The organism is Acidovorax sp. GW821-FHT10A04, from assembly GCF_059415825.1.
In genome coordinates, this window is the sequence record NZ_JBWKNZ010000001.1 from 700,896 (window position 1) to 722,764 (window position 21,869).

A 21,869-nucleotide genomic window follows, 5' to 3' on the forward strand; every position below is an offset into this window, starting at 1 on the left:
GGCTACCAGCGCAGCAGGCGGGGCCCGAGCACGGCGCCCAGCGCCGTGGGCAAGGCCATGCCAGCCAGGTACCACACGGCGATGAAGGGAGAGGCCATTTCGGGGCAATGCAGCGCATAGACCAGCGCCCCCAGTGCACCCGACAGCAGGCCGGCACCCGCTCCGGCCCAGCCCAGGCGCGTGGGGGCCGCACCCTTCAAGGCCCAGAAGCTGGCGATGAAGGCCGGAACCGACAGCAGCGCGATGTTGAACGGGCAACTGCGCCAGGTGCTGCCCAGGATGAGCGCCATGCGCTCGGCCGGATCGGCCTGCGACAGGGCGCCCGCCGCCATGCCCCACAGCAGCAGCGGGGGCACGGCCAGCAAGGCCGCTGCACGGCCCACCGCCATGCCCGGGCGCGCCATGCGGCGCAGCAGGGCGATACCGGCGGCAGCCAGCGCGGCGGCAAACACCAGCTTGCCCCAGAACATGGGCAGGCCCATGGTCTGCACCAGGTCGTGCCGCACGCCGAACACCGCGGCCATGAGCACGGCCGCCCCGGCGATGCCGGCGACCGAGGCCATGGCAAAGCGGCGCTCGATGGCCCGGGCCGGCACCGGGCCGGCATCGGTGGCCAGCAACTGGATCAATTCTTCGGTTCTCATGCCATTCCCCTGATCTTGGCGGCCAGGGCCTTGAGCCCCCGGTGCACGCCGATTTTGACTGCCGATTCCGACAGCCCCGTGAGTTGCGCCGTCTCCACCACCGACAGGCCTTCGAGCTTCACATGCACGATGGGCAAGCGCTGGCGGTCCGGCAGCGTCTGCAGCAACTGGCCCAGGTCACGCCGGGCCTGGGCCGCATCGCTGTCGCTGGTCGAGAACATCTCGTTGGCATCGTCCAGCGGGTCGTTGAGCCCTTCCTTGACCCGGTGCGAGCGCAGCCAGTCGATGAGCTTGTAGCGCGCGATCGCATGCGCCCAGGCCGTCACCGGCATCTCGGGCCGGTAGGTGTGGCGCTGGTTGTGCACCGCCAGCAGCGTCTCCTGCACCAGGTCCTCGACCTCGTCGGGCCGCTGGGCCAGCCGGCGCCGCAGGAACGCGCGCAGGTGCGCACTCAGTTCCTTCAGAAACCGCTGGTAGGCCGCCGCATCGGCAGCCAGCCCCAGCAGCAACAAACCGCGCAGCCTTTCTTCGATGTCCATGTTCTCTCCCTGACATGTATTCGCAGCCACGGGCCGCCGGGTTACAGCGGAGGCAAAAAAAGTCTTTGCCCATTTTTTCTGCGGCGGTGTAACCCGCCAGCCTGCCTGCGCGAATTACAACGCAGATCGGCGGCCATGGCGCATCCCGCACGTCCTCCGGTCTGTTTGCCTGTCCCTTTCCACAACCCCTTTCAGCATCCACGGAGAACCCGCCATGACCTCACCCACCCTCACCCTCGGCGCCCTGGCACTCGCAGCCCTGGCCTCCGGCGCTGCCCTGGCCCAGACCAAGCCCGCCCCCGATGCCGCAGCCAAGCCCGCCATGGAGAAGTGCTATGGCGTGTCCATGGCCGGCAAGAACGATTGCGCCGCTGGCGCCGGCACCACCTGCGCCGGCACCTCCAAGGTGGACTACCAGGCCAACGCCTGGAAGTTCGTGCCCGCCGGCACCTGCGCATCGATCAAGACGCCCAAGGGCATGGGCACGCTGACGCCCATGAAGAGCTGATTTCACCCCGCAGGACCGCCCGCCATGGCTGCGCCGCTCACCGCCGGCCTGGGGCTCAAGCCCCAGCACTACACCGACGCCGTGCATTGCAAGGAGCCGGGCCTGTGGTGGGAGGTGCACCCCGAGAACTACCTGGCCGAGGGCGGTCCGCGCCTGGCCTGGCTCGAGGCCATCCGCGCGCAGCACCCGGTGGCTCTGCACGGGGTATCGCTGTCGCTGGCGGCCGACGCGCCGCCCGACGAGGTGCACCTGGCGCGCCTGGCAGCCCTGGCGCGGCGCATCGAGCCGGCCATCGTTTCCGAGCATCTGGCCTGGTCCACCTGGCGCGGCCACTACCTGCCGGACCTGCTGCCGTTTCCGCGCACCCACGCGGCGCTGGCACGCATTGCCGCCAACATCGCGCGCACGCAGGACGTGCTGCAGCGCCCCATCGCCATCGAGAACCCTACGCACTACCTGCACATCGATGGCCATGACTGGGCCGAGACCGACTTCCTGGCCGAGCTGGTGCGGCGCACCGGCTGCGCCTTGCTGCTGGACGTGAACAACGCCTTCATCAGCGCCCACAACCTGGGCACCCGCGCCGAGGACTACCTCGGCGCCTTTCCCTTGCATGCCGTGGCCGAGATCCACCTGGCGGGCCACCATGCCGACCCGGCGCTGGGCGACGCGCTGCTGATCGACAGCCACGATGCCCCGGTGGCCGACGCCGTGTGGGCGTTGTACCAGCGTGTGATCGCCACCACGGGCCCGTTGCCCACGCTGATCGAGCGCGACGACCAGTTGCCGGTGTTCGAGGTGCTGCTTGCCGAGCGCGGCCGTGCCCATGCAACGCTCACCAAGGAGGTCCTGCCATGCGCTTGAGCACCTTCCAGGACGGCCTGTCCACAGCGCTGCTGCCACCGACGACCAGCCACCCCGCGCAGGCCGCACCCTGGCTGGCCGCGCTGCAGGCGCAAACCGGCTTTGCCGTGTACCGCAACACCGTGCGCAAGGCCTGCATCGACGCGCTGCAGGCCAACTACCCCACCGTCTGCGCGCTCGTGGGCGAGCCCTGGTTCCGCGCGGCGGCAGACCGCTTCGTGCGCGACCAGCCGCCACACGATGGCCGGCTCATGGCCTATGGCGAAGGCTTCGCCGCCTTCCTGCACCGCTTCGGTCCTGCGGCTGGCCTGCCCTACCTGCCCGGCGTGGCGCGGCTGGACCGCTGCTGGACCGAGAGCCACCTGGCCGCCGACGCGCCGGTGCCCGACGCAGGCTGGCTGGCCCGGCAGGCCCCCGAGGACCTGGCGGGGCTGTGCCTGGCGCCCCACCCCGCCGCGCGCTGGGCCTGGAGCGAGGAGCACCCGGCCAGCGCCCTGTGGCAGCGCCAGCGCGAGGGCGCGCCGATGGATGCCGACCTGGCCTGGCAGGGCGATGGCGCGCTGCTCACCCGCCCCGAGGGCGCCGTGCAGTGGATGCCGCTGCCACGGGCAGGCATGGCCTTCATGGATGCCTGCGCTGCAGCACAACCCCTTGCGCTGGCCGCGGCCAGCGCATTGCAGACAGACCCTGGAGCCGATCTGAGCGCATTGATGGCGCAGTTGCTGCAGGCCGGCGCACTGTGCGCCCCATCCCTTATTGACGAGGAGACCCCATGAGCACCACCCCATTTCCCCAGGTCACACCCACCGTACCCGCCACCGGACCGCGCCACTGGCTGGGCCGGCTGGCCGATGCGCTCACCTGGCTCACCCCGCACAGCCTCCTGGGCCTGGTCAGCAGGTTCGGCATCGCGGCGATCTTCTGGCTGTCGGCACGCACCAAGGTCGAGGGCTGGTTCACCATTTCGGACAGCGCCTACCTGCTGTTCCGCGAGGAGTACAAGCTGCCCCTGCTGCCGCCCGAGCTGGCCGCGCAGATGGCCACCGTGGCCGAGCACGCGTTCCCGGTGCTGCTGATGCTGGGCCTGTGCACGCGCCTGTCGGCACTGGCGCTGCTGGGCATGACGCTGGTGATCCAGGTTTTCGTCTACCCGGATGCCTGGCCCACGCACCTGTCATGGGCCGGGCTGCTGCTGTACCTGGCGGGGCGCGGTGCCGGCAGCATCTCGCTGGACCACGCCCTGGGCGTCCGCTGAGGAGCCGGTTGTTGATTCAATGCGCTCGCGCCACCCGGGACGCATGGAAACTGGCGCGGCCCAAGCCAGCGCCCCCGCGCAAGGGCCGCCCCGCCGCGCTGGGGGCGTCCCCCTCCCGCATTGCGCAGCAATGCGAGAGAGGGGTGAAGGCGCGAAGCGACTCAGGGGGTGCTCACTTCAGGCCACGCTTCGCACCCAGCGCGCGATGTCGCTGGCGTTCATAGAACCGGAGACGCGAGCGGCCTCGCGCCCTTCCTTGAAGACGATCATGGTCGGAATGCTGCGGATGCCAAAGCGGCCCGCGATCGCCTGGTGGGCCTCGGTGTCGAGCTTGGCCAGTTGCACCTGGGGTTCCAGGTCGCGCGCGGCCTGGGCGAAGGCCGGTGCCATCTGCAGGCAGGGGCCGCACCAGGGTGCCCAGAAATCCACTACCACCGGCAGGTGGCTGCGGCCGATGTGCTTGTCGAACGAGGTGCCGTCGAGTGCCACGGGCGCACCGGCGAACAGGGGCTGGTGGCAACTACCGCAATCGGGGGCTTGCTCCAAGTCGGCGCGCTTGACGCGGTTGGTGGTGTGGCAGTGGGGGCAGACGATGTGGGGTGATGCTTCTTCGGTCACGCAAAAATCTCCGTGGGGCACGCCGCAGCGTGCGCTGGGCGGGTAGTGCTGCTTGTAAGACAAATGGCCATTTTCATCTTGTGACAATGGGGATGCAGCGCGCGCTTTGCAAGCCCCCATTGCGCACGGGCCCAAGCCTGGCGCGGCTTTGCGGCGCGAACGGGGCGCTGTCGAGGTGCCCGCACCGCACCTGTGGCACGCTGGCAAGGCACCTACCCGTCTGCTAAGGTGCCGCCACATGCAGCTGCTCCCATCCCTGACAACAGCCCATGCGCTTTTCCTTGATTTCGACGGCACCCTTACCGAGATGGCGCCCCGGCCCGAGGCCGTGCGCATCTCCTCGGGCCTCGTACCCACCCTCGCGGCGCTGAGCACGCACCTCGATGGCGCACTGGCCATCGTCACGGGCCGGCGCGAGAGCGATATCGACCATTTCCTGGATCCCTTGTGCCTGCCCGTGGCCAGCGAGCACGGATCGCAGTACCGCCTGGCCGACGGCTCGCGCCCGGCCATCGCCCCGCCCAACCTGGAGCCCGTGCTGCAGGCCGCCACGCAACTGGCCGTGCAGTACGCCGGCCTGCTGGTCGAACCCAAGCGCGCCAGCGTGGCCCTGCACTACCGGCTGGCACCGCACCTGGAGGACCTGTGCCGCGAGACCATGCTCGTTGCGTTGCGCAAGGTGCACGGCCTGGAGCTCATGGAGGGCAAGTTCGTGTTCGAAGCCAAGCCCCGGGGCGTGGACAAGGGCCAGGCCATCACCGACTTCATGACCCAGCCGCCGTTCGCCGGCCGCGTGCCCGTCTTCGCGGGTGACGACGTGACCGACGAAGCCGGCTTTGCCGCCGTGCATGCCCTGGGCGGCTGGGGCATCAAGGTGGGCGAAGGCCCGACGCAGGCACACCACCGCTGCATGACGCCGGCCGCATTGCGCGGCTGGCTGTCGGCGGCACGAACCTCCTGGGAGCGCGCACGATGACCACCACGAACGACCACAACACCGCAGCCGTGGACCCGCAGCAGGGCTCGCTCAACCTGGGCATGATCGGCAATTGCGCCATCAGCGCCCTGATCGACAACCATGCGCGCATGGTCTGGTGCTGCCTGCCACGCTTCGATGGCGACCCGGTCTTCAACGCCCTGCTGCAGCCGGGCGACGAGGGCAGCCACTTCGCCATCGAGATCGAGGACATGGCGTCGGCGCACCAGTGGTACGAACCGAATACCGCCATCCTGCGCACGCAGCTGTTCGACAAGGCCGGGCATGGCGTGGAGATCACCGACTTCGCGCCGCGCTTCTTCAGCCGCTCGCGCTTCTTCCGGCCCATGACGCTGGTTCGCCGGGTGCGGCCCATCCAAGGCTCGCCGCGCATCCGCGTGGCCATCAAGGTGCGCTACGACTGGGGTCAGAGCGAGCCCCAGATCACGCGCGGCAGCAACCACATCCGCTACGTGGGCGGCAGCATGGCGCTGCGCCTGTCCACCGACGCACCGGTCTCGCACGTGCTCTCGGGCCAGCCCTTCGTGCTCACGCGCGAGCACAACTTCATCCTGGGGGCCGATGAGAGCCTGCTCGACGGCATCGCCGACACGGCGCGCCTGTTCGAGCAGGAGACCACCTCCTACTGGCGCGGCTGGAGCCGGGCGCTGGCCGTGCCGCTGGAGTGGCAGGACGCGGTGATCCGTGCGGCCATCACGCTCAAGCTCTCGCTGTACGAGGACACGGGCGCCATCGTCGCGGCCATGACCACCAGCATCCCCGAGTCGGCCCACAGCGGGCGCAACTGGGACTACCGCTACTGCTGGCTGCGCGACGCCTTCTTCGTGGTGCGCGCGCTCAACAGCATCTCCGAAGTCGGCACCATGGAGGACTACCTGCGCTGGCTGAGCAACGTGGTGGTGGATGCCGGCAGCGGCCACATCCAGCCGCTGTACGGCATCGGCCTGGAGCGCGAGCTGCCCGAATCCATGATGCCGCAGCTGGCCGGCTACCGCGGCATGGGCCCGGTGCGCGTGGGCAACCAGGCGGCCGAGCATTTCCAGCACGACGTGTACGGCAACATCGTGCTCGGTGCGGCCCAGGCCTTCCACGACCACCGGCTTCTGCACCGCGCGGGCCTGGGCGAGTTCACGCGGCTCGAGCAGGTGGGCGAGAACGCGGTGCGCGTGTACGGCCAGCCCGATGCCGGCATGTGGGAGCTGCGCACGCGGGCACGGGTGCACACCTCCTCGGCCCTCATGAGCTGGGCGGCCTGCGACCGCCTGGCCAAGATCGCCACCGTCCTGAACCTGCCCGACCGTGCCGCATACTGGCACGGCCATGCCCAGCGCATGCAGGAGGAGATCATCACCAAGTCGTGGAGCGAATCGCGCCAGGCCTTTGCCGAAAGCTTTGGCGGCAACGAGCTCGACGCCAGCGTGCTGCTGATGGCCGAGGTCGGCCTGATCGACCCCAAGGACCCGCGCTTCGTGAGCACCGTGGAGGCCATGGAAAAGAGCCTGTGCGACGGCCCCTACATGCGCCGCTACGAGGCCGCCGACGACTTCGGCAAGCCCGAGACGGCCTTCAACATCTGCACCTTCTGGCGCATCGACGCGCTGGCGCGTATCGGCCGCAAGGACGAGGCACGGGCCATCTTCGAGACCATGCTCGCCGCACGCAACCCGTTGGGCCTGCTGTCGGAAGACACACACCCCGAGACCCAGGAGATGTGGGGCAACTTCCCGCAGACCTACTCGATGGTGGGAGTGATCAACGCAGCAGTGCGCCTGTCGGCCAAGTGGGACAGCGTGATTTGAACACCGGTCGCGGCCCTGTCCCACAGGCCGCGCCGCCATCCGCAGGGATGATGGCGGGATGAGTCGACTTGTTGTGATATCGAACCGCCTTGCCGATCCACGCAAGGCGGCTGCAGGCGGCCTGGCCGTTGCGCTGGGCGAAGCCCTCAACCAGACCGGAGGGCTCTGGTTCGGCTGGAGTGGCACCGTCGTCGAAGGCGGCACGCCAGGAGAAGGCGAACTGCACACCCGCCAGGCGGGGCCCGTGACCCTGGCCACCGTGGACCTGTGCCACGAAGACCATGACGCCTACTACCAGGGCTACAGCAACAGCGTGCTCTGGCCAGTGTTCCATTACCGGCTGGACCTGGCCGATTTCAACGCCAGCTACATCGCGGGCTACCGCCGCGTCAACCAGATGTTCGCGCGCAAGCTGCTGCCGCTCTTGCGCGACGACGATGTCATCTGGGTGCACGACTACCACCTGATCCCGCTGGCTGCCGAGCTGCGCGCCATGGGCTGCCGCCAGCGCATCGGCTTCTTCTTGCACATCCCCATGCCGCCGCCGCTCATCATGGCAGCCATTCCGCAGCACGAGTGGCTGATGCGCTCCTTGTTCGCCTACGACTTGGTGGGCCTGCAGAGCGAGGCCGATGTCTCGCACTTCACGCGCTATGTGCGCAACGAGGGCAGTGCCGAGGAGGTGGGCGCCCAGCGGCTGCGCGCCTTCGGCGGCACGGTGCAGGTCCAGGCATTTCCCATCGGCATCGACGTGGACGAATTCACGCGCCTGGCGCAGGCCCCCGACGCGGTGGAAACCTACGAGAACATGCGCGACGAGTACTCGCGCCGGCGCCTGCTGCTGGGCATCGACCGACTCGACTACTCCAAGGGCATACCGCACCGCGTGCGCGCCTACCGCGAGCTGCTCGACCGCTACCCCGAGAATCGCAACAGCGCCACGATGATCATGATCGCCTCGCCCTCGCGCGACGACGTGCATGCCTACTCGGACCTGCGCCAGGAGCTCGAAGGCCTGTGCGGATCGGTCAACGGCGACTATGGCGAACTCGACTGGATGCCGGTGCGCTACATCCACCGCACCGTGGCCCGCAAGCGCGTACCCGGCCTGTGCCGCGCCGCGGCCGTGGGCCTGGTGACGCCGCTGCGCGACGGCATGAACCTGGTGGCCAAGGAATACGTGGTCGCACAGGACCCCGAGGACCCGGGCGTGCTGGTGCTCTCGCGCTTTGCCGGCGCGGCCGAGCAGCTCAAGGAAGCCCTGCTCGTGAACCCCTACGACACCCAGGGCACGGCCGACAGCATCCAGCACGCGCTGCAGATGCCGCTGGCCGAGCGCCAGGCGCGGCACGGCAAGCTCATGGCGCGCATCCGCGAGCATGACGTGCACTGGTGGCGCAAGGCCTTCCTGGCCGCGCTGCAGACCGCGGGCGACTGATCAACCGTCCTTCAGATGAATTTGGCGATCAGGCTGGCCACGAAACTCAGCAGCAACGTGGAGGCAAGGGGGATATCCCACTCGCGCCCCCGCCACCGGAAGCGCAGGTCGCCCGGCAGCTTGCCAAAGCCGATGCGCCGCAGCATGGGCGAGAGCCAGCTGATGAACATCAGCGCAAGAAAGACAACGAGGAACCAGCGGAACATGCCCGGAGTGTAGGGCGTGCGGCTTGTCCTGACCTCAGCGCTGGACGCCCCAGCGGCGCACGGTCAGGCGCTCCAAGGTGTGGAAACCCAGGCTCTCCACCGCCAGGCCGATCAGGATCACCAGCACCAGGCCCGCGAACACCTTGTCGGTGTAGAGCTCGTTGCGGTTCTGGAAGATGTACCAGCCCAGCCCCCCCTTGCCCGATGATGCGCCGAACACCAGCTCGGCTGCGATCAGTGTGCGCCAGGCAAAGGCCCAGCCGATCTTCAGTCCCGACAGGATGGAGGGCAGCGCGGCCGGCACCAGGATCTGCAGCACGTAGCGGATGCCGGTGAGGCCGTAGTTGCGGCCGGCCATGCGCAACGTCTCGGGCACGGACTGGAAACCCGCATAGGTGTTGAGCGCCAGCGGCCACAGCACCGAGTGGATGAGCACGAACACCAGGCTGCCCTGCCCCAGGCCGAACCACAAGAGCGCCAGTGGCAGCAGCGCGATGGCCGGCAGGGGGTTGAACATGGAGGTCAGCGTGGACAGCAGGTCGCGCCCGAACTGGGTGGACACGGCCAGCGTGGTGAGCACGAAGGCCCCGAAGATGCCCGCGAGATAGCCCTTGAGCAGCACCGACAGCGAGATCGCCGTCTTGGCGATCAGCTCGCCTGAGGCCAGGCCCTCCACCAGCGCCTTGGCGGTCTGCAGGAAGGTGGGCAGCAGCAGGTCGTTGTCCTGCCAGCGCGCCACCACCTCCCACAGCACGGCCAGCACCGCCAGGATCACGAGCTTGCGCACCCAGGCCTGCTGCCAGATGCGCGCGGCCAGGGGCAGCGGCTGCACGTGCGCAATGCCGCCCAGCGGCTCCAGGCTGCGCTCGAACTCGGGGCGCACGGGAGGGGTCAACAACGAAGCGCTCATACGGAAATCTGGAAAGGCAGCGCGCCCGCGCGCCGCTGGGGGGGGATGAGCAGCACGCCACCTTGGCGGCCGGGCGCCAGGGCTTCGGCATCGGCCTGTACCGATCCTGGCACGGCGCCGGCGGCGGGCTCGTCGAACAGCAGGCGGTGGATGCGCTGGGCCGTGGCCTGGAACTCGGTGCCGCCCAGGCTGTGCAGCCCGAACTGGTGGCTGTTGACCTCGGCGCGCAACCGCCCCGGATGAGGCGAAAGGATGGCGATGCGGTTGCCCACCACCAGCGCCTCTTCGATGGAGTGCGTGACGAAGATCAGCGTGAAGCGGAACTCGTCCCACAGCGAGAGCAGTTCCTCCTGCATGCGCCGGCGCGTGAGGGCGTCGAGCGCGGCAAAGGGCTCGTCCATCAGCAGCACCTGGGGCTGCATGGCCAGCGCGCGGGCAATGGCCACGCGCTGCTTCATGCCGCCCGAGAGCTGGTGCGGGTGCACGTCGGCGAACTTGGACAACCCCACCTTGTCGATGTAGAGCGCCGCGCGCTCGGCCGCCTCCTTGCGGCCCACGCTGCGCGAGGCCAGCAGCGGAAACATCACGTTGTCGCGCACCGTCTTCCACGGCGGTAGCTGGTCGAACTCCTGGAACACCACCACCCGGTCGGGCCCGGGCCGTGTGACGGCACGGCCGTCGAGCAGGATCTGCCCTTCGCTGGGCGCGATGAAGCCAGCAATCGACTTGAGCAAGGTGGACTTGCCGCAACCCGAGGCACCGAGCAGCACGAAGCGGTCGCCCGCATGCACGTCGAAACCCACGCGGTGCGTGGCACGCACCACGCGCTCGCGCGTGCGGTAGTCGATGCTCACCCCCTGCACCTGCAGCAAGGCGGCGCCTGGCTGGGTGGACACGGGGGCGGCACGGCCCTCGCCCGCAGCCTGACCCAGCGCCTGGGCCTCGGCCTCGGCCTCCAGCGCCGTGCGTTCGCTCTGCAGCGGCGGCGAGAAAGGGCCCAGGCGGATGGTGTGCTCGCTCATGCCAGGAGGCTCTCTCAGTTGCCCGACGCCGTGTGCGCGTCTTCGAAGAAATAGTCCTTGAGCGCGGTCGGCTGGTTCTTGATGGCACCCACGCGGTGCAGGAACTGGCCCATGCCCAGCGTGTTTTCGGGGCGCACCTTGAACTGCACCTCGGGGTTCTGGATGATCTTGAGCAGCAGGCCCCGGTCGGTGTTGCCGCCCGATACCTTGAGGTAGATGTCGGCCGCCTTCTCGGGGTTGGCGGCGACGAACTTGGCGGCCTCGTCGAGCGCATCGACGAAGGCCTTGTAGGTCTTGGGGCTCTCGGCGCGGAACTTCTCGGTGGCGTAGAGCACGGTGGCCGATGCCGGGCCGCCCAGCACGTCGTACGAATTGAGGACGATCTTCGCCTTCGGGTTGCCGGCCAGCTCCTGCTCCTGGAAGGGCGGGTTGCCGAAGTGGCCGGTGATCTCGGTGCCGCCCTTGATGATGGCCGCCGCCGCATCGGGGTGCGGCAGTGCCACCTGGTTCTTGTCCAGGCGGTTGAACTCCTTGTCGCCCCAGAGCTTGGCCGAAGCCATCTGCAGCACGCGCGACTGCACCGAGACACCGACGGCCGGCAGCGCGATGCGGTCCTTCTCGGTGAAGTCGGCAATGGTCTTCACGGCCGGGTTGTTGCTCACCAGGTAGTAGGGAAAGTTGCCCAGCGAGGCCACGCCCTTGACGTTCTGGCGGCCCTTGGTGCGGTCCCACAGCGTGAACAGCGGGCCAACGCCGGCACCGGCGATGTCGATGTTGCCCGACAGCAGCGCGTCATTGACGGCCGAACCGCCCGACAGCTGCAGGAACTCGACCTTGATGTCCACGCCCGCGGCCTTGCCGTGCTTCTCGATGAGCTTGTTCTCCTGCGCCACGTTGAGCAGCAGGTAGACGATGCCGAACTGCTGGGCGATGCGCAATTGCCCTTCGGCCGCATGGGCCGTGGCGCTCAGCCCGCCGGCCAGCAGCCCGGCGGTGGCCAGGGCGGCGATGGTCTTGCGCACGAGGCGGCGGCGGGTGGTCTGGAACATGGTCATGGAATCCTGTGTGGTCAGAAAGAGAGATGCTGCAAGCGCTTAGGGAAGCCCCGCCTCAGAACGGCAGGTCGCCTTCGATCGTGGTGCGGTACAGCTTGCGGCGCTCGCTGTCGGGCGTGCCCGCCGCCAGGTGGGTCACCGAGCGGTTGTCCCAGAACACCAGGTCGTGCGGCTGCCACTGGTGGCGGTAGGTGAATTCGGGGCGCACGCTGGCGGCGAACAGCTCGGCCAGCAGGGCCTGACTTTCGTCCTCGGGCAGGCCGACGATGCGCGTGGTGAAGTGCTCGCTCACGAACAGGGCCTTGCGGCCCGTTTCGGGGTGGGTGCGCACCACGGGGTGGATGGAAGGCGCCACCTCGTCGATCTGCGCCTGGGTGAGCTTGGGGCGCCAGGGGCTGCGCGCGCGCAATTCCTCGTACTTGGCCAGGTAGCTGTGCTCGGCCCTGAGCGGTGCAATGCGCTCCTTGAGTGCCTCGGGCAAGGCGTCGTAGGCGGCATGCTGGTCGGCGAACAGGGTGTCCCCGCCCTCGCCCGGCAGCTCCTGCGCGTGCAGCAGCGAGCCCAGGCTGGGCTTGTCCTTGTACGACAGGTCCGAGTGCCAGTAGTGGCCCGCATCGCCCAGGCCGATGGGCTGGCCGGCGGCATCCTTGATGTTGGAGACGATCAGGATCTCGGGGTGGCCCGCGAGCTGGAAGTTCTTGAGCACATGGATCTGCAGCGGCCCGAAGCGGCGGCTGAAGTCGACATGCTGCTGCGGCGTGATGCGCTGGTCGCGGAACACGAGCACATGGTGGTCCAGGTGCGCGCGGTGGATGCGTGCGAAATCCTCGCGGCCCAGCGGGCGCGACAGGTCCAGGCCCAGCACCTCGGCCCCCAGCGGACCGGCGGAGCCGGCCACGGGGCGGATCACCAGGCCTTGCGGCGCCGCATCGGCATCGACCGTGGCGGATGGGGAAACGGAAGCGGGGGACAGAACAGCCGACATGGAAAACCTCGTGGGAATGGGGCGTGCATGCCCTGAGGTCTGGACTCTAGGTGGCGCGACTTATTCTGAGAACGAATGTTTTCTCAGTTGTTAACAACAAAAACAGCTAAGACTGCATTTGCAGGCATGTGGCACATCGCTTGCAAGCGCATGCCATCATTGCCAACGGCCCATCCATCCACTGACCGATGTCGGCGACCTACCACCACACCATCAACAGCCACCGCTGGCTGTTCGACGACCTGCGCGAGCTCATGGCCAAGGCCACGCCCGCGCGCTCGGGCGACACGCTGGCAGGCATTGCGGCCGGCTCGGCGGTGGAGCGCATGGCCGCGCGCATGTGCCTGGCAGACCTGCCGCTGTCCCGCTTTCTGAGCGAAACGCTGGTGCCCTACGAGACCGACGAGGTCACGCGCCTGATCATCGACACGCACGACGCTGCGGCCTTTGCGCCCATTGCCCACCTCACCGTGGGCGGGCTGCGCGACTGGCTGCTGGCGGCCGACACGGCTGCACTTGCCGCCGTGGCACCCGGCCTCACGCCCGAGATGGCCGCCGCCGTGAGCAAGCTCATGCGCAACCAGGACCTGGTGGCCGTGGCGCGCAACTGCCGGGTGGTCACGCGCTTTCGCAACACCATCGGCCTGCCGGGCCACCTGGCCGTGCGCCTGCAGCCCAACCACCCCACCGACGACCTGCGCGGCATCGCGGCCTCCATGGTCGATGGCCTGCTCTATGGCGCAGGCGACGCGGTGATCGGCATCAACCCGGCCACGGACAGCATCGCCGCCCTGACCGGCCTGGTGCACATGCTCGACGGCGTGATCTCCACGCTGCAGATCCCCACGCAATCGTGCGTGCTCACGCACGTGACCAACACCGTGCAGATGATCGAGCAGGGCGCGCCTGTGGACCTGGTGTTCCAGTCCATCGCCGGCACCGAGAAGGCGAATGCCGGGTTCGGCATCCACCTGGCCCTGCTGCGCGAGGCCCGCGAGGCCGCCCTGTCCCTGAAGCGCGGCACGCTGGGCGACAATGTGATGTATTTCGAGACCGGCCAGGGCAGCGCCCTGTCGGCCGACGCCCACCATGGCGTGGACCAGCAGACCTGCGAGGCGCGGGCCTACGGCGTGGCGCGCGCCTTCTCGCCGCTGCTCACCAACACGGTGGTCGGCTTCATCGGGCCAGAGTACCTGTACGACGGCAAGCAGATCATCCGCGCCGGGCTGGAAGACCATTTCTGCGGCAAGCTGCTGGGCGTGCCGCTGGGCTGCGACGTCTGCTACACCAACCATGCCGAGGCCGATTCGGACGACATGGACACGCTGATGACGCTGCTGGGCGTGGCGGGACTGACCTTCATCATGGGCGTGCCGGGCGCCGACGACATCATGCTCAACTACCAGAGCACCTCGTTCCACGACGCGCTGTACCTGCGCGAAGTGCTGGGCCTGAAACGCGCCCCCGAGTTCGATGCCTGGCTGCAGCGCATGCAGCTGGCCGACGATGCGGGCCGGCTGCTGCCCGCGGCGCAGCAGCAGGCGGCCATTGCGCAGCTGCGGCAGATCGGCATGCGGGCATGAGCCACCCCGCACCCACCACCGGCCCGCTGCCCGACCCCTGGGACGACCTGCGCGCCCACACGGCCGCGCGGCTGGCACTGGGCCGTGCCGGCACGGCCATCCCCACGCGCGAACTGCTGGACTTCGGCCTGGCCCACGCCCAGGCACGCGATGCCGTGCACCTGCCGCTCGACGCCGATGCGCTGGCAGCACAGCTCGCCGGGCTGGGCTGCACCACGCTGCGCATAGCCAGCGCCGCACCCGACCGCGCCACCTACCTGCTGCGCCCCGACCTGGGCCGGCGCCTGGACGCAGCCGACGCGCGGCGGCTCGGCGATGCACCACAGGCAGACTGCGACCTGTTGCTGGTGGTGGCCGATGGTCTTTCGGCCCTGGCCGTCGAGCGCAATGCCCTGCCGCTGGTACAGGCCATCGTGCAGGATGCCCCGCAGGGCTGGCGCATCGGCCCGGTGGCCATCGCCACCCAGGCGCGCGTGGCGCTGGGCGACGAGGTGGGGGCGCTGCTGGGTGCGCGCCTGGTGGCGGTGCTGATCGGCGAACGCCCGGGGCTGAGCTCGCCCGACAGCCTGGGCATCTACCTCACCTGGCAGCCCCAGGTGGGCCGCAGCGATGCAGAGCGCAACTGCATCTCCAACGTGCGCCCCGAAGGCCTGGCGCCCGCCGCCGCTGCCGCGCGCCTGTGGTGGCTGTGCGTGGAGGCGCGGCGCCTGGGGCTCACGGGCATTGGCCTCAAGGACCGCAGCGATGCAGTCACCCTGCAGGCCGAGCCCTCCGGCAGCCACCTGACCGGCGGCTGAAACGAGGCGAAGGACCCGCAACCTCCTCCCAACTTTCGCTGCTTTCGATATTGCCGAATGTTCCGGTAGCGTGGATATCGGTTTTCCTTGCTTCGCAGGCCTGGCGTGCATGCGCAAAATCCAGCGCTCCCCCCACCGCTGGAGCCTGCCCGTGAGCGAAACCTCGTCCCCATCCAACATCGACACCTCTTTTGGCCAACTCCGCATCCGCCGCGTGGCGGGCAGCCTGGGCGGTGAAGTCCTGGGCCTCAAGCTGTCGGGCGAGCTGGACGACGCTACCGTCGCCGATCTCACGGCCGCGCTGGTCCAGCACAAGGTGCTGTTCTTCCGCGGCCAGGCGCACCTGGACGACGCCAGCCACCAGGCCTTCGGCGCCCGCCTGGGCAAGACGGTGGCCCACCCCACGGTGCCCTCGCCCACGGGCACGCGCATTTTCGAGCTCGACGCCTCCAAGGGCGGCGGCCGCGCCGACTCGTGGCATACCGACGTGACCTTTCTCGATGCCTTTCCCAAGTACGGCATCCTGCGCGGCGTGAAGATCCCGGCCTATGGCGGCGACACGGTGTGGGCCAACACGGCGGCTGCCTATGCGCGCCTGCCCGAGGACCTCAAGCGCCTGGCCGACGGCCTGTGGGCCGTGCACAGCAACGACTACGACTATGGCGCCGAGCGCGTGGTGGTCGAGGAAGAGCGCCTGAACCACCACCGCAAGGTCTTCGTCTCGGCCGTGTACGAGGCCGAGCACCCCGTGGTGCATGTGCACCCGGTGTCGGGCGAGCGCGCGCTGCTGCTCGGCCACTTCGTCAAGAAGATCGCTGGGTTTTCGAGCACCGAATCGGCGCGCATCTTCGAAATTTTGCAGAACCGCGTGATCCGCCTGGAGAACACGGTGCGCTGGCAATGGCAGCAGGACGATGTGGCGATCTGGGACAACCGCGCCACGCAGCATTTCGCCATCAACGACTACGGCAACCAGGCCCGCCTGGTGCGCCGCGTCACCGTGCACGGCGACCCGGCCGTGGCCGTGGACGGCCGCAAGAGCCGCACACGCACGCGCCCCGAAGCCACCAACGACGCGCAGATCGACACCTTGATCACGGCCACGGCCTGACCCCACGGAACCATCCCCATGACGCAACGACGCCAACTGCTCCAGGCTGCATCGGCCCTGGGCGCCACCGCCCTGCTGCCCGGCTTTGCCCACGCCCAGAGCGGCGCCAAGAAGTTCCAGGGCGTAACCCTGAACGTTTCGACCTTCAGCGCGGCCTATCCCAAGCTGCTGCAGCAGTTCCTGCCCGAGTTCGAGGCGCTCACGGGCGCCAAGGTGAACTTCGACGCGCCCTCGTTCCCGGTCTACAACCAGCGCGCCGATCTGGAGCTTTCCACCAAGGGCTCGGCCTACGACGTGGTCAACGTGACCTTCATCTACTCGAGCCGCTGGATCAATTCGGGCTGGCTCACGCCGCTCGACGATTTCATCAAGAACCCCAACCTCACGCCCGCCGACTGGGACGTGAACGACTTCCTGCCCGGCGCCCGCGCGCCCGAGACCGGCAAGGACGGCAAGCTCTACGGCATTCCATGGACGGCCGAGGCGCTGTTGTCCGCATCGTCGCGCTTCGACCTGGTGCAGCAGGCCGGCCTGGCCTATCCCGACACCACGGACGACCTGGTGAAGGTGCTGCGCGCCGTGAACAAGAAGGAGCGCGTGGCGGGCTTCGTCTCCGACAGCCACTACGGCTGGACCTTCGTGCCCTACCTGCACGCCTTTGGCGGCGACGTGTTCCGCAAGGCGCCCGACGACCTGTACCCCACGCTCGACACGCCCGAGGCGATTGCCGCGGCCGAGTACTACGCCAGCCTGCTGCGCGAGTTCGGACCCGATGGCGCCATCACCTACACGCCCGACCAGGTGACCCAGGCCCTCAAGCTCGGCCGCGTGAACTTCACCGATGCCGGTCAGTTGCACCTGGCGCAACTCGGTGACGCAGCCACCAGCAAGACCATCAAGACGCTGAAGTTCGGCCAGGTGCCCAAGGGGCCTGCCGGGCGCTTCCCGGGGACGGCCGTTCACGGCCTGGGCATTCCGACCGGTTCGAAGAACAAGGAAGCCGCCTGGGCCTTCATCCAGTGGGCCCTGTCCAAGCAGACCACGCGCAAGGCGGTGGCCGCAGGCTACGGCTCGCCGGCACGCCGCTCGGACATCGACTCCAAGGAGTTTCGCTCCAAGCAGATCATCAACGGCAACGACCTGGCACAATTGGCGCTCGACTCGATCGAGCTGGCCTCCAAGACCGGCCACATGAAGTACCGTACGGTGTCGGTCTACCCGCAGGTGGACCAGCAGCTCAACAAGGCGATCGCGCTGATCGCCTCGGGCCAGGCCAGCGCCAAGCAAGCGCTGCAGCAGGCCCAGGCGCAGTCGATCACCGAGCTCAAGCGCGCCGGGCAGAACCTGTGACGGGCCGGCCGTGAGCACCCTGACCGCCCCACCCGGCGTGGGCTGGGAGGCCGCGCGCCGGCGTGCCTTCCTCTGGGGCCTGCTGCCTTCGCTGGCGGTGCTGCTGGTCATCACGCTGGCGCCGGCCACGGCACTGCTGGTGGCCAGCTTCACGCCGCTGAGCCTGACCGACGCGGCCGCCACCTTCCACTTCAAGGACCCGCTGGTCAACTACCGCCACCTGCTGGAGGACGAGCGATTCCTGCGCTCCATCGCCACGCAGCTCAAGCTGTCGGTGTCCAGCGTGGCGCTGCAGCTGGCGGTGGGCCTGGGCCTGGCGCTGCTGCTCAACGGGCGCTCGAAGCTGCTGGGCGCCACGCGCACGGTGTTCCTGATCCCCATGGTGCTGCCCCCCATCGTGGTGGCGCTGATCTGGAAGATCATGTACACGCCCGACGTGAGCCCGCTGCACCGCGCACTCGAAGCCGTGGGCCTGCCCGTACGCTCGCTCATCGCCAACCCCGACACGGCCCTGTGGGCCATTTCCATCGCCGATACCTGGCAGTGGTTCCCGTTCACCATGCTGATGGTGCTGGCCACCCTGCAGATGGTGCCCGACGAGCCGCTCGAAGCCGCCAGCCTGGACGGTGCCAACCGCTGGCAGCTGTTCATCTACATCGTGTTTCCCTACATCCGGCCGGTGCTGGTGGTGTGCGGGCTGTTCCGGCTGATCGACAGCTTCAAGGCCTTTCCGCTGATCTATGTGCTGACCGACGGCGGCCCGGGCACGGTGACCGAGGTGACCAACTACTACGGCTTCATCCAGGCCTTCAACTTCTCCTACTGGGGCTATGCCAGTGCCATCGCGATGGTGATCCTCGCGGGGGTGTTCGCACTCAGCTGGCTGGTGGGCCGACTTGGATGGAATGACCATGACAAGCGCTGACGCCACCCTGCCCCTGCCGGCACCACCCGCTGCGGCAACCTCTGCCGCCTTGCCGCTGCCCGCCACGCGGCGCGCGGGCTGGCTGCGCCGCCATGCCCGCGGCCTGGTGGCCATAGCCCTGCTGCTGGTGGTGATGTTCCCCTTCCTGTGGCTGGTGCAGTTGGCTTTCAAGCCGAGTGCGGAGATCTTCGAGGACAGCCTGCTTTTCATGCCCACGCTGGAGGGCTTTCGCAGTCTGCTGCAGGGCAACTTCCTCAAGTCCTTCTGGAACAGCCTGGCGGTGAGCACCCTGTCCACCGCGCTGTCGCTGCTGATCGGCGTGCCGGCCGCCTATGCGCTCACGCGCTGGCAGTTCAAGTGGCGGCGCCATGTGGCGCTGTGGATTTTGGTGACGCGCATGGCGCCGCCCATCGCCTTCACCATCCCGTTCTTCCTGGCCTACCGCTGGCTGGGCCTGCAGGACACCATCGCCGGCCTGGCCATCGTCTACCTCACCTTCAACCTCGCCATCGTGATCTGGCTCATGCAGACCTTCTTCGAGGCCGTGCCCACGGCCCTCGAAGAGGCGGCCTACATCGATGGCTGCGGCGTCTGGCAGGCCTTCTGGCGCATCACGCTGCCGCTGGCATCGCCCGGGCTGGCGGCCACGGCCGTGCTGTGCTTCATCTTCTCGTGGAACGACTTCTTCTACGCCCTCATCCTCACGCGCACCAACGCCGTCACCGCGCCCGTGGCCATCGTCAACTTCCTGCAGTACGAGGGCTGGGAGTGGACCAAGATCGCCGCCAGCGGCACGCTGGTGATGTTCCCTGTGGTGATCTTCACGGTGCTGGTGCGCACCTACCTCGTCCGCGGCCTGACGGCTGGCGGCGTCAAGGACTGACTGACATGGCCGCGCTTTCCCTTCACCAGATCGTCAAGCACTACGGCAGCACGCCGGTGATCCACGGCGTGGACATCGCCATCCAGGACGGCGAATTCGTCGCCCTGGTCGGCCCATCGGGCTGCGGCAAGTCCACCCTGCTGCGCGCCATCGCTGGGCTCGAAGCCATCAGCAGCGGCGAGATCCGCCTGGGCGGGCGCGTGATCAACGACGTGGCCCCCAAGGACCGCAACATCGCCATGGTGTTCCAGAACTACGCGCTGTACCCGCACATGACGGTGGCGCAGAACCTGGGCTTCTCGCTCAAGCTGCAGGGCGAGGACAAGGCCCAGATCCAGCGCCGGGTGGGTGAGGTGGCGGCCATCCTGGGCCTGGAGCAACTGCTGGACCGCACGCCGCGCCAGCTCTCGGGCGGGCAGCGCCAGCGCGTGGCCATGGGCCGCGCCATCGTGCGCCAGCCCGATGCCTTTTTGTTCGACGAGCCGCTGTCCAACCTCGACGCCAAGCTGCGCGTGCAGGTGCGCACCGAGATCAAGGCCCTGCACCAGCGCCTGCGCACCACCACCGTCTATGTCACGCACGACCAGGTGGAGGCGATGACGCTGGCCGACCGCATCGTGGTGCTCAAGGACGGCGTGGTGGAGCAGGTGGGCGCGCCTTTGGCCCTTTACGACCGGCCAGCCAATGCCTTCGTGGCAGGCTTCATCGGCTCGCCGGCCATGAACTTCATTCCCGGCCGGCTGCACCTGGACGGCGCGGCACGCGTGGTGACCGACGATGGCCTGCACCTGCCGCTGGCCCAGGCACCCCAGGGACGCCACGGCGACAGCGTGCTCTACGGGGCACGCCCCGAGCATTTCGCGCTGGAGGCCAGCGGCGACGGCCTGCCTGCCCAGGTCAGGGTGGTGGAGCCCACGGGATCCGAGACGCAGGTCGCCGTTCGGCTGGAAGGCGGGCAGGACATCCTCGCCGCCTTCCGTGACCGCATCGACGTGCGGCCCGGCGATGCGCTGTGGCTGCGGCCCGTGGCGGCGCAGGCGCACCTGTTCGACGCGGCCAGCGGGGCACGCCTGAATTGAAATTCACCCCCTGAGTCGCTTCGCGCCTTCACCCCTCTCTCGACCCGCTGCGCGGGTCGGGAGGGGGACGCTCCCAGCGCGGCGGGGCGGCCCTTGCGCGGGAGCACTGGCCTTGGCCGTGCCAGTTTCGTAGCCTGCGGGTTGCGTTCAGCGCTTGGGGATAACCGACATGGGCGTCAGAGGCGGTGCGAGCGGTCGCCCTGGGCAAAGCCCACGGGCTCCCAGGCCTCGCCCGCGCCCAGGGCGATGACCTTGAACAGTTCGCCCATCTCGTGCTCCATGATGAGCTTGGCAGCGGTGGCGCGTTCCAGCGGCGGCAGCTCCACCATGCGCTGCGCCAGCCCGCAGTTGATGAGGAAATGCGCCTGCGTGGTGTAGCCCAGCACCTGCAGGCCGGCGTCCTGCGCGGCCAGTGCGATGGCGGTGAAGTTGACGTGGGCGGTGATGTCCTTGCGCCCCACCTCCACCAGCGGGTCGCTGTCGGCCAGGTGGCCCTGGTGGCACATCACGGTGCCCATGTGGCGCTGGGGGTGGTAGTACTCACTCTCACCAAAGCCATAGTCCAGGAGGAAGGCCGCGCCGCGCTGCAGGCGGTCGGCCAGCATGCGCACGAAACCCTCGCCCTGGGGATGGACCTCGGTCAGGTAGTCCTGCGGGCCTTCCACCTCCACCGGCGGGCGCAGGTCGGTGGCCTGGTCGGCCCAGGTGAACGCGCCTTCGTGCAGCGCCACGCCGCGCTCGTGCCACACGCCGCCGTGCTGGCCTCCGTGGCGGGCCAGCAGCTTGACGGGCATGGCGTCCAGCACCTCGTTGCCCACCACCACGCCTTGAAAGCGCTCGGGCAGTGCATCGACCCAGCGCACTTTGTGCGCGTGCGCTGCCAGCAGCGTCTGCTGGCGCGCGCGCAGGCTGCCCGAGAGGTCGACGATGGTGTAGCGCTGCACCCGGTCGCCCAGGGCGTCGAGCAGCTGCAGCGCCAGCGCGCCCGAGCCGGCGCCGAACTCCCAGACCTCGCTGGTGCCGGTCTTCTCGAAGGCCTCGGCCACCTGCACGGCCAGGGTCTGGCCGAACAGCGGCGTGAGCTCGGGCGCGGTCACGAAGTCGCTGCCGGATTCGGGCAGCAGGCCGAACTTGGTGGAATCGTTGGCGTAGTAGCCCAAGCCGGGCGTGTACAGGGCCAGGGCCATGAACTGGTCGAAGCCGATCCAGCCACCGGCGGCAGCAATGGCATCGGCAATGTGCGCCGTGAGGGCGGTCGTTAAACTGTCGGGTGTTTTCGTCGTCACGGCCCGCATTGTCCC

23 protein-coding genes are annotated in these 21,869 nt (G+C 68.7%); 14 read left to right on the forward strand and 9 right to left on the reverse strand.

Annotated features, from left to right (window positions below):
- Window positions 1–2: 2 nt before the first annotated feature.
- Together AC07PF_RS03150 and AC07PF_RS03155 are read right to left on the reverse strand one after the other, a co-directional pair.
- A complete protein-coding gene (locus AC07PF_RS03150) occupies window positions 3–644 on the reverse strand; it encodes a DUF1109 domain-containing protein (RefSeq protein ID WP_007856541.1) in 642 nt (213 codons plus the stop codon).
- Window positions 641–1,183: a sigma-70 family RNA polymerase sigma factor gene (locus AC07PF_RS03155; RefSeq protein WP_007856540.1), complete on the reverse strand. Its 543-nt coding sequence runs from the start codon at window positions 1,181–1,183 to the stop codon at window positions 641–643. Before AC07PF_RS03155 ends, AC07PF_RS03150 begins: the two co-directional genes overlap by 4 nt.
- A 214-nt stretch (window positions 1,184–1,397) precedes the next feature.
- Here AC07PF_RS03155 and AC07PF_RS03160 point away from each other — a divergent pair, with 214 nt between their 5' ends.
- From AC07PF_RS03160 to AC07PF_RS03175, 4 genes are read left to right on the forward strand one after another with little or no spacing between them, the layout of a single operon-like run.
- Window positions 1,398–1,691 carry a BufA1 family periplasmic bufferin-type metallophore gene (locus AC07PF_RS03160; protein ID WP_007856539.1) on the forward strand — a complete coding sequence of 98 codons (294 nt, stop codon included), beginning with the start codon at window positions 1,398–1,400 and terminating at the stop codon, window positions 1,689–1,691.
- Window positions 1,692–1,715: 24 nt separating this feature from the next.
- On the forward strand, window positions 1,716–2,555 hold the full coding sequence (gene bufB, locus AC07PF_RS03165; protein WP_494610861.1) for an MNIO family bufferin maturase: 840 nt from the start codon (window positions 1,716–1,718) through the stop codon (window positions 2,553–2,555).
- Complete coding sequence (locus AC07PF_RS03170; protein WP_494610862.1) at window positions 2,546–3,331, forward strand: HvfC/BufC family peptide modification chaperone; 786 nt, start codon at window positions 2,546–2,548, stop codon at window positions 3,329–3,331. Before bufB ends, AC07PF_RS03170 begins: the two co-directional genes overlap by 10 nt.
- The gene (locus tag AC07PF_RS03175) at window positions 3,328–3,810 is read left to right on the forward strand and encodes a DoxX family protein (protein WP_494610863.1); all 483 of its coding nucleotides are present in this window, start codon (window positions 3,328–3,330) and stop codon (window positions 3,808–3,810) included. Before AC07PF_RS03170 ends, AC07PF_RS03175 begins: the two co-directional genes overlap by 4 nt.
- Window positions 3,811–3,987: 177 nt before the next feature.
- Here AC07PF_RS03175 and trxC read toward each other — a convergent pair whose 3' ends face one another.
- On the reverse strand, window positions 3,988–4,428 hold the full coding sequence (gene trxC / locus AC07PF_RS03180) for a thioredoxin TrxC (RefSeq protein WP_145694756.1): 441 nt from the start codon (window positions 4,426–4,428) through the stop codon (window positions 3,988–3,990).
- A gap of 238 nt (window positions 4,429–4,666) precedes the next feature.
- Here trxC and otsB point away from each other — a divergent pair, with 238 nt between their 5' ends.
- From otsB to otsA, 3 genes are read left to right on the forward strand one after another with little or no spacing between them, the layout of a single operon-like run.
- Window positions 4,667–5,404 carry a trehalose-phosphatase gene (gene otsB, locus AC07PF_RS03185; protein ID WP_494610864.1) on the forward strand — a complete coding sequence of 246 codons (738 nt, stop codon included), beginning with the start codon at window positions 4,667–4,669 and terminating at the stop codon, window positions 5,402–5,404.
- On the forward strand, window positions 5,401–7,224 hold the full coding sequence (locus tag AC07PF_RS03190) for a glycoside hydrolase family 15 protein (RefSeq protein ID WP_007856532.1): 1,824 nt from the start codon (window positions 5,401–5,403) through the stop codon (window positions 7,222–7,224). Before otsB ends, AC07PF_RS03190 begins: the two co-directional genes overlap by 4 nt.
- A gap of 58 nt (window positions 7,225–7,282) precedes the next feature.
- The gene (gene otsA / locus AC07PF_RS03195; protein WP_494610865.1) at window positions 7,283–8,662 is read left to right on the forward strand and encodes an alpha,alpha-trehalose-phosphate synthase (UDP-forming); all 1,380 of its coding nucleotides are present in this window, start codon (window positions 7,283–7,285) and stop codon (window positions 8,660–8,662) included.
- A gap of 11 nt (window positions 8,663–8,673) precedes the next feature.
- On the opposite strand, the gene AC07PF_RS03200 is transcribed toward otsA, so the two are convergent.
- From AC07PF_RS03200 to AC07PF_RS03220, 5 genes are all read right to left on the reverse strand, one after another.
- Window positions 8,674–8,868: a DUF2905 domain-containing protein gene (locus AC07PF_RS03200; RefSeq protein WP_007856530.1), complete on the reverse strand. Its 195-nt coding sequence runs from the start codon at window positions 8,866–8,868 to the stop codon at window positions 8,674–8,676.
- Between the two features lie 34 nt (window positions 8,869–8,902).
- Window positions 8,903–9,778: an ABC transporter permease gene (locus AC07PF_RS03205; protein ID WP_494610866.1), complete on the reverse strand. Its 876-nt coding sequence runs from the start codon at window positions 9,776–9,778 to the stop codon at window positions 8,903–8,905.
- The gene (locus tag AC07PF_RS03210) at window positions 9,775–10,800 is read right to left on the reverse strand and encodes an ABC transporter ATP-binding protein (RefSeq protein WP_494610867.1); all 1,026 of its coding nucleotides are present in this window, start codon (window positions 10,798–10,800) and stop codon (window positions 9,775–9,777) included. The genes AC07PF_RS03205 and AC07PF_RS03210 overlap by 4 nt, the downstream gene beginning before the upstream one ends.
- 14 nt (window positions 10,801–10,814) lie before the next feature.
- Window positions 10,815–11,849 (reverse strand): ABC transporter substrate-binding protein, encoded by a 1,035-nt coding sequence (locus AC07PF_RS03215; RefSeq protein ID WP_494610868.1) that lies wholly within the window; start codon window positions 11,847–11,849, stop codon window positions 10,815–10,817.
- A gap of 61 nt (window positions 11,850–11,910) precedes the next feature.
- Window positions 11,911–12,840 (reverse strand): TauD/TfdA dioxygenase family protein, encoded by a 930-nt coding sequence (locus AC07PF_RS03220; protein ID WP_494610869.1) that lies wholly within the window; start codon window positions 12,838–12,840, stop codon window positions 11,911–11,913.
- Window positions 12,841–13,028: 188 nt separating this feature from the next.
- Between AC07PF_RS03220 and AC07PF_RS03225 the strand changes: the two genes are divergently transcribed.
- From AC07PF_RS03225 to AC07PF_RS03255, 7 genes are all read left to right on the forward strand, one after another.
- Window positions 13,029–14,423 (forward strand): ethanolamine ammonia-lyase subunit EutB, encoded by a 1,395-nt coding sequence (locus tag AC07PF_RS03225; RefSeq protein ID WP_494610870.1) that lies wholly within the window; start codon window positions 13,029–13,031, stop codon window positions 14,421–14,423.
- Window positions 14,420–15,220, forward strand: coding sequence for an ethanolamine ammonia-lyase subunit EutC (gene eutC, locus AC07PF_RS03230; protein WP_494610871.1), 801 nt, complete (start codon window positions 14,420–14,422; stop codon window positions 15,218–15,220). Before AC07PF_RS03225 ends, eutC begins: the two co-directional genes overlap by 4 nt.
- 109 nt (window positions 15,221–15,329) lie before the next feature.
- Window positions 15,330–16,331 (forward strand): TauD/TfdA dioxygenase family protein, encoded by a 1,002-nt coding sequence (locus tag AC07PF_RS03235; protein WP_494610872.1) that lies wholly within the window; start codon window positions 15,330–15,332, stop codon window positions 16,329–16,331.
- Between the two features lie 18 nt (window positions 16,332–16,349).
- Entirely contained in the window at window positions 16,350–17,681 is a 1,332-nt protein-coding gene (locus AC07PF_RS03240) for an ABC transporter substrate-binding protein (protein ID WP_007856521.1), read from the forward strand.
- Window positions 17,682–17,691: 10 nt separating this feature from the next.
- Window positions 17,692–18,606 (forward strand): carbohydrate ABC transporter permease, encoded by a 915-nt coding sequence (locus AC07PF_RS03245; RefSeq protein WP_494610873.1) that lies wholly within the window; start codon window positions 17,692–17,694, stop codon window positions 18,604–18,606.
- Window positions 18,593–19,489, forward strand: coding sequence for a carbohydrate ABC transporter permease (locus tag AC07PF_RS03250; protein WP_494610874.1), 897 nt, complete (start codon window positions 18,593–18,595; stop codon window positions 19,487–19,489). The genes AC07PF_RS03245 and AC07PF_RS03250 overlap by 14 nt, the downstream gene beginning before the upstream one ends.
- Window positions 19,490–19,494: 5 nt before the next feature.
- Window positions 19,495–20,568 carry an ABC transporter ATP-binding protein gene (locus AC07PF_RS03255; protein ID WP_494610875.1) on the forward strand — a complete coding sequence of 358 codons (1,074 nt, stop codon included), beginning with the start codon at window positions 19,495–19,497 and terminating at the stop codon, window positions 20,566–20,568.
- A gap of 176 nt (window positions 20,569–20,744) precedes the next feature.
- On the opposite strand, the gene AC07PF_RS03260 is transcribed toward AC07PF_RS03255, so the two are convergent.
- The gene (locus AC07PF_RS03260; RefSeq protein ID WP_494610876.1) at window positions 20,745–21,863 is read right to left on the reverse strand and encodes a class I SAM-dependent methyltransferase; all 1,119 of its coding nucleotides are present in this window, start codon (window positions 21,861–21,863) and stop codon (window positions 20,745–20,747) included.
- Between the last annotated feature and the right edge of the window lie 6 nt (window positions 21,864–21,869).

Excerpts from the sequence above, each read along its gene's own strand:
- AC07PF_RS03225 (WP_494610870.1), top strand. The coding sequence starts at position 13,029 with ATGTCGGCGACCTACCACCACACCATCAACAGCCACCGCTGGCTGTTC.
- AC07PF_RS03170 (WP_494610862.1), top strand. The coding sequence starts at position 2,546 with ATGCGCTTGAGCACCTTCCAGGACGGCCTGTCCACAGCGCTGCTGCCA.
- AC07PF_RS03260 (WP_494610876.1), bottom strand. The coding sequence starts at position 21,863 with ATGCGGGCCGTGACGACGAAAACACCCGACAGTTTAACGACCGCCCTC.
- AC07PF_RS03220 (WP_494610869.1), bottom strand. The coding sequence starts at position 12,840 with ATGTCGGCTGTTCTGTCCCCCGCTTCCGTTTCCCCATCCGCCACGGTC.
- AC07PF_RS03160 (WP_007856539.1), top strand. The coding sequence starts at position 1,398 with ATGACCTCACCCACCCTCACCCTCGGCGCCCTGGCACTCGCAGCCCTG.
- otsA (WP_494610865.1), top strand. The coding sequence starts at position 7,283 with ATGAGTCGACTTGTTGTGATATCGAACCGCCTTGCCGATCCACGCAAG.
- AC07PF_RS03215 (WP_494610868.1), bottom strand. The coding sequence starts at position 11,849 with ATGTTCCAGACCACCCGCCGCCGCCTCGTGCGCAAGACCATCGCCGCC.
- AC07PF_RS03205 (WP_494610866.1), bottom strand. The coding sequence starts at position 9,778 with ATGAGCGCTTCGTTGTTGACCCCTCCCGTGCGCCCCGAGTTCGAGCGC.
- AC07PF_RS03190 (WP_007856532.1), top strand. The coding sequence starts at position 5,401 with ATGACCACCACGAACGACCACAACACCGCAGCCGTGGACCCGCAGCAG.
- AC07PF_RS03235 (WP_494610872.1), top strand. The coding sequence starts at position 15,330 with ATGCGCAAAATCCAGCGCTCCCCCCACCGCTGGAGCCTGCCCGTGAGC.
- AC07PF_RS03200 (WP_007856530.1), bottom strand. The coding sequence starts at position 8,868 with ATGTTCCGCTGGTTCCTCGTTGTCTTTCTTGCGCTGATGTTCATCAGC.
- AC07PF_RS03255 (WP_494610875.1), top strand. The coding sequence starts at position 19,495 with ATGGCCGCGCTTTCCCTTCACCAGATCGTCAAGCACTACGGCAGCACG.
- bufB (WP_494610861.1), top strand. The coding sequence starts at position 1,716 with ATGGCTGCGCCGCTCACCGCCGGCCTGGGGCTCAAGCCCCAGCACTAC.
- AC07PF_RS03240 (WP_007856521.1), top strand. The coding sequence starts at position 16,350 with ATGACGCAACGACGCCAACTGCTCCAGGCTGCATCGGCCCTGGGCGCC.
- AC07PF_RS03175 (WP_494610863.1), top strand. The coding sequence starts at position 3,328 with ATGAGCACCACCCCATTTCCCCAGGTCACACCCACCGTACCCGCCACC.
- eutC (WP_494610871.1), top strand. The coding sequence starts at position 14,420 with ATGAGCCACCCCGCACCCACCACCGGCCCGCTGCCCGACCCCTGGGAC.
- AC07PF_RS03150 (WP_007856541.1), bottom strand. The coding sequence starts at position 644 with ATGAGAACCGAAGAATTGATCCAGTTGCTGGCCACCGATGCCGGCCCG.
- otsB (WP_494610864.1), top strand. The coding sequence starts at position 4,667 with ATGCAGCTGCTCCCATCCCTGACAACAGCCCATGCGCTTTTCCTTGAT.
- AC07PF_RS03250 (WP_494610874.1), top strand. The coding sequence starts at position 18,593 with ATGACAAGCGCTGACGCCACCCTGCCCCTGCCGGCACCACCCGCTGCG.
- AC07PF_RS03155 (WP_007856540.1), bottom strand. The coding sequence starts at position 1,183 with ATGGACATCGAAGAAAGGCTGCGCGGTTTGTTGCTGCTGGGGCTGGCT.
- AC07PF_RS03210 (WP_494610867.1), bottom strand. The coding sequence starts at position 10,800 with ATGAGCGAGCACACCATCCGCCTGGGCCCTTTCTCGCCGCCGCTGCAG.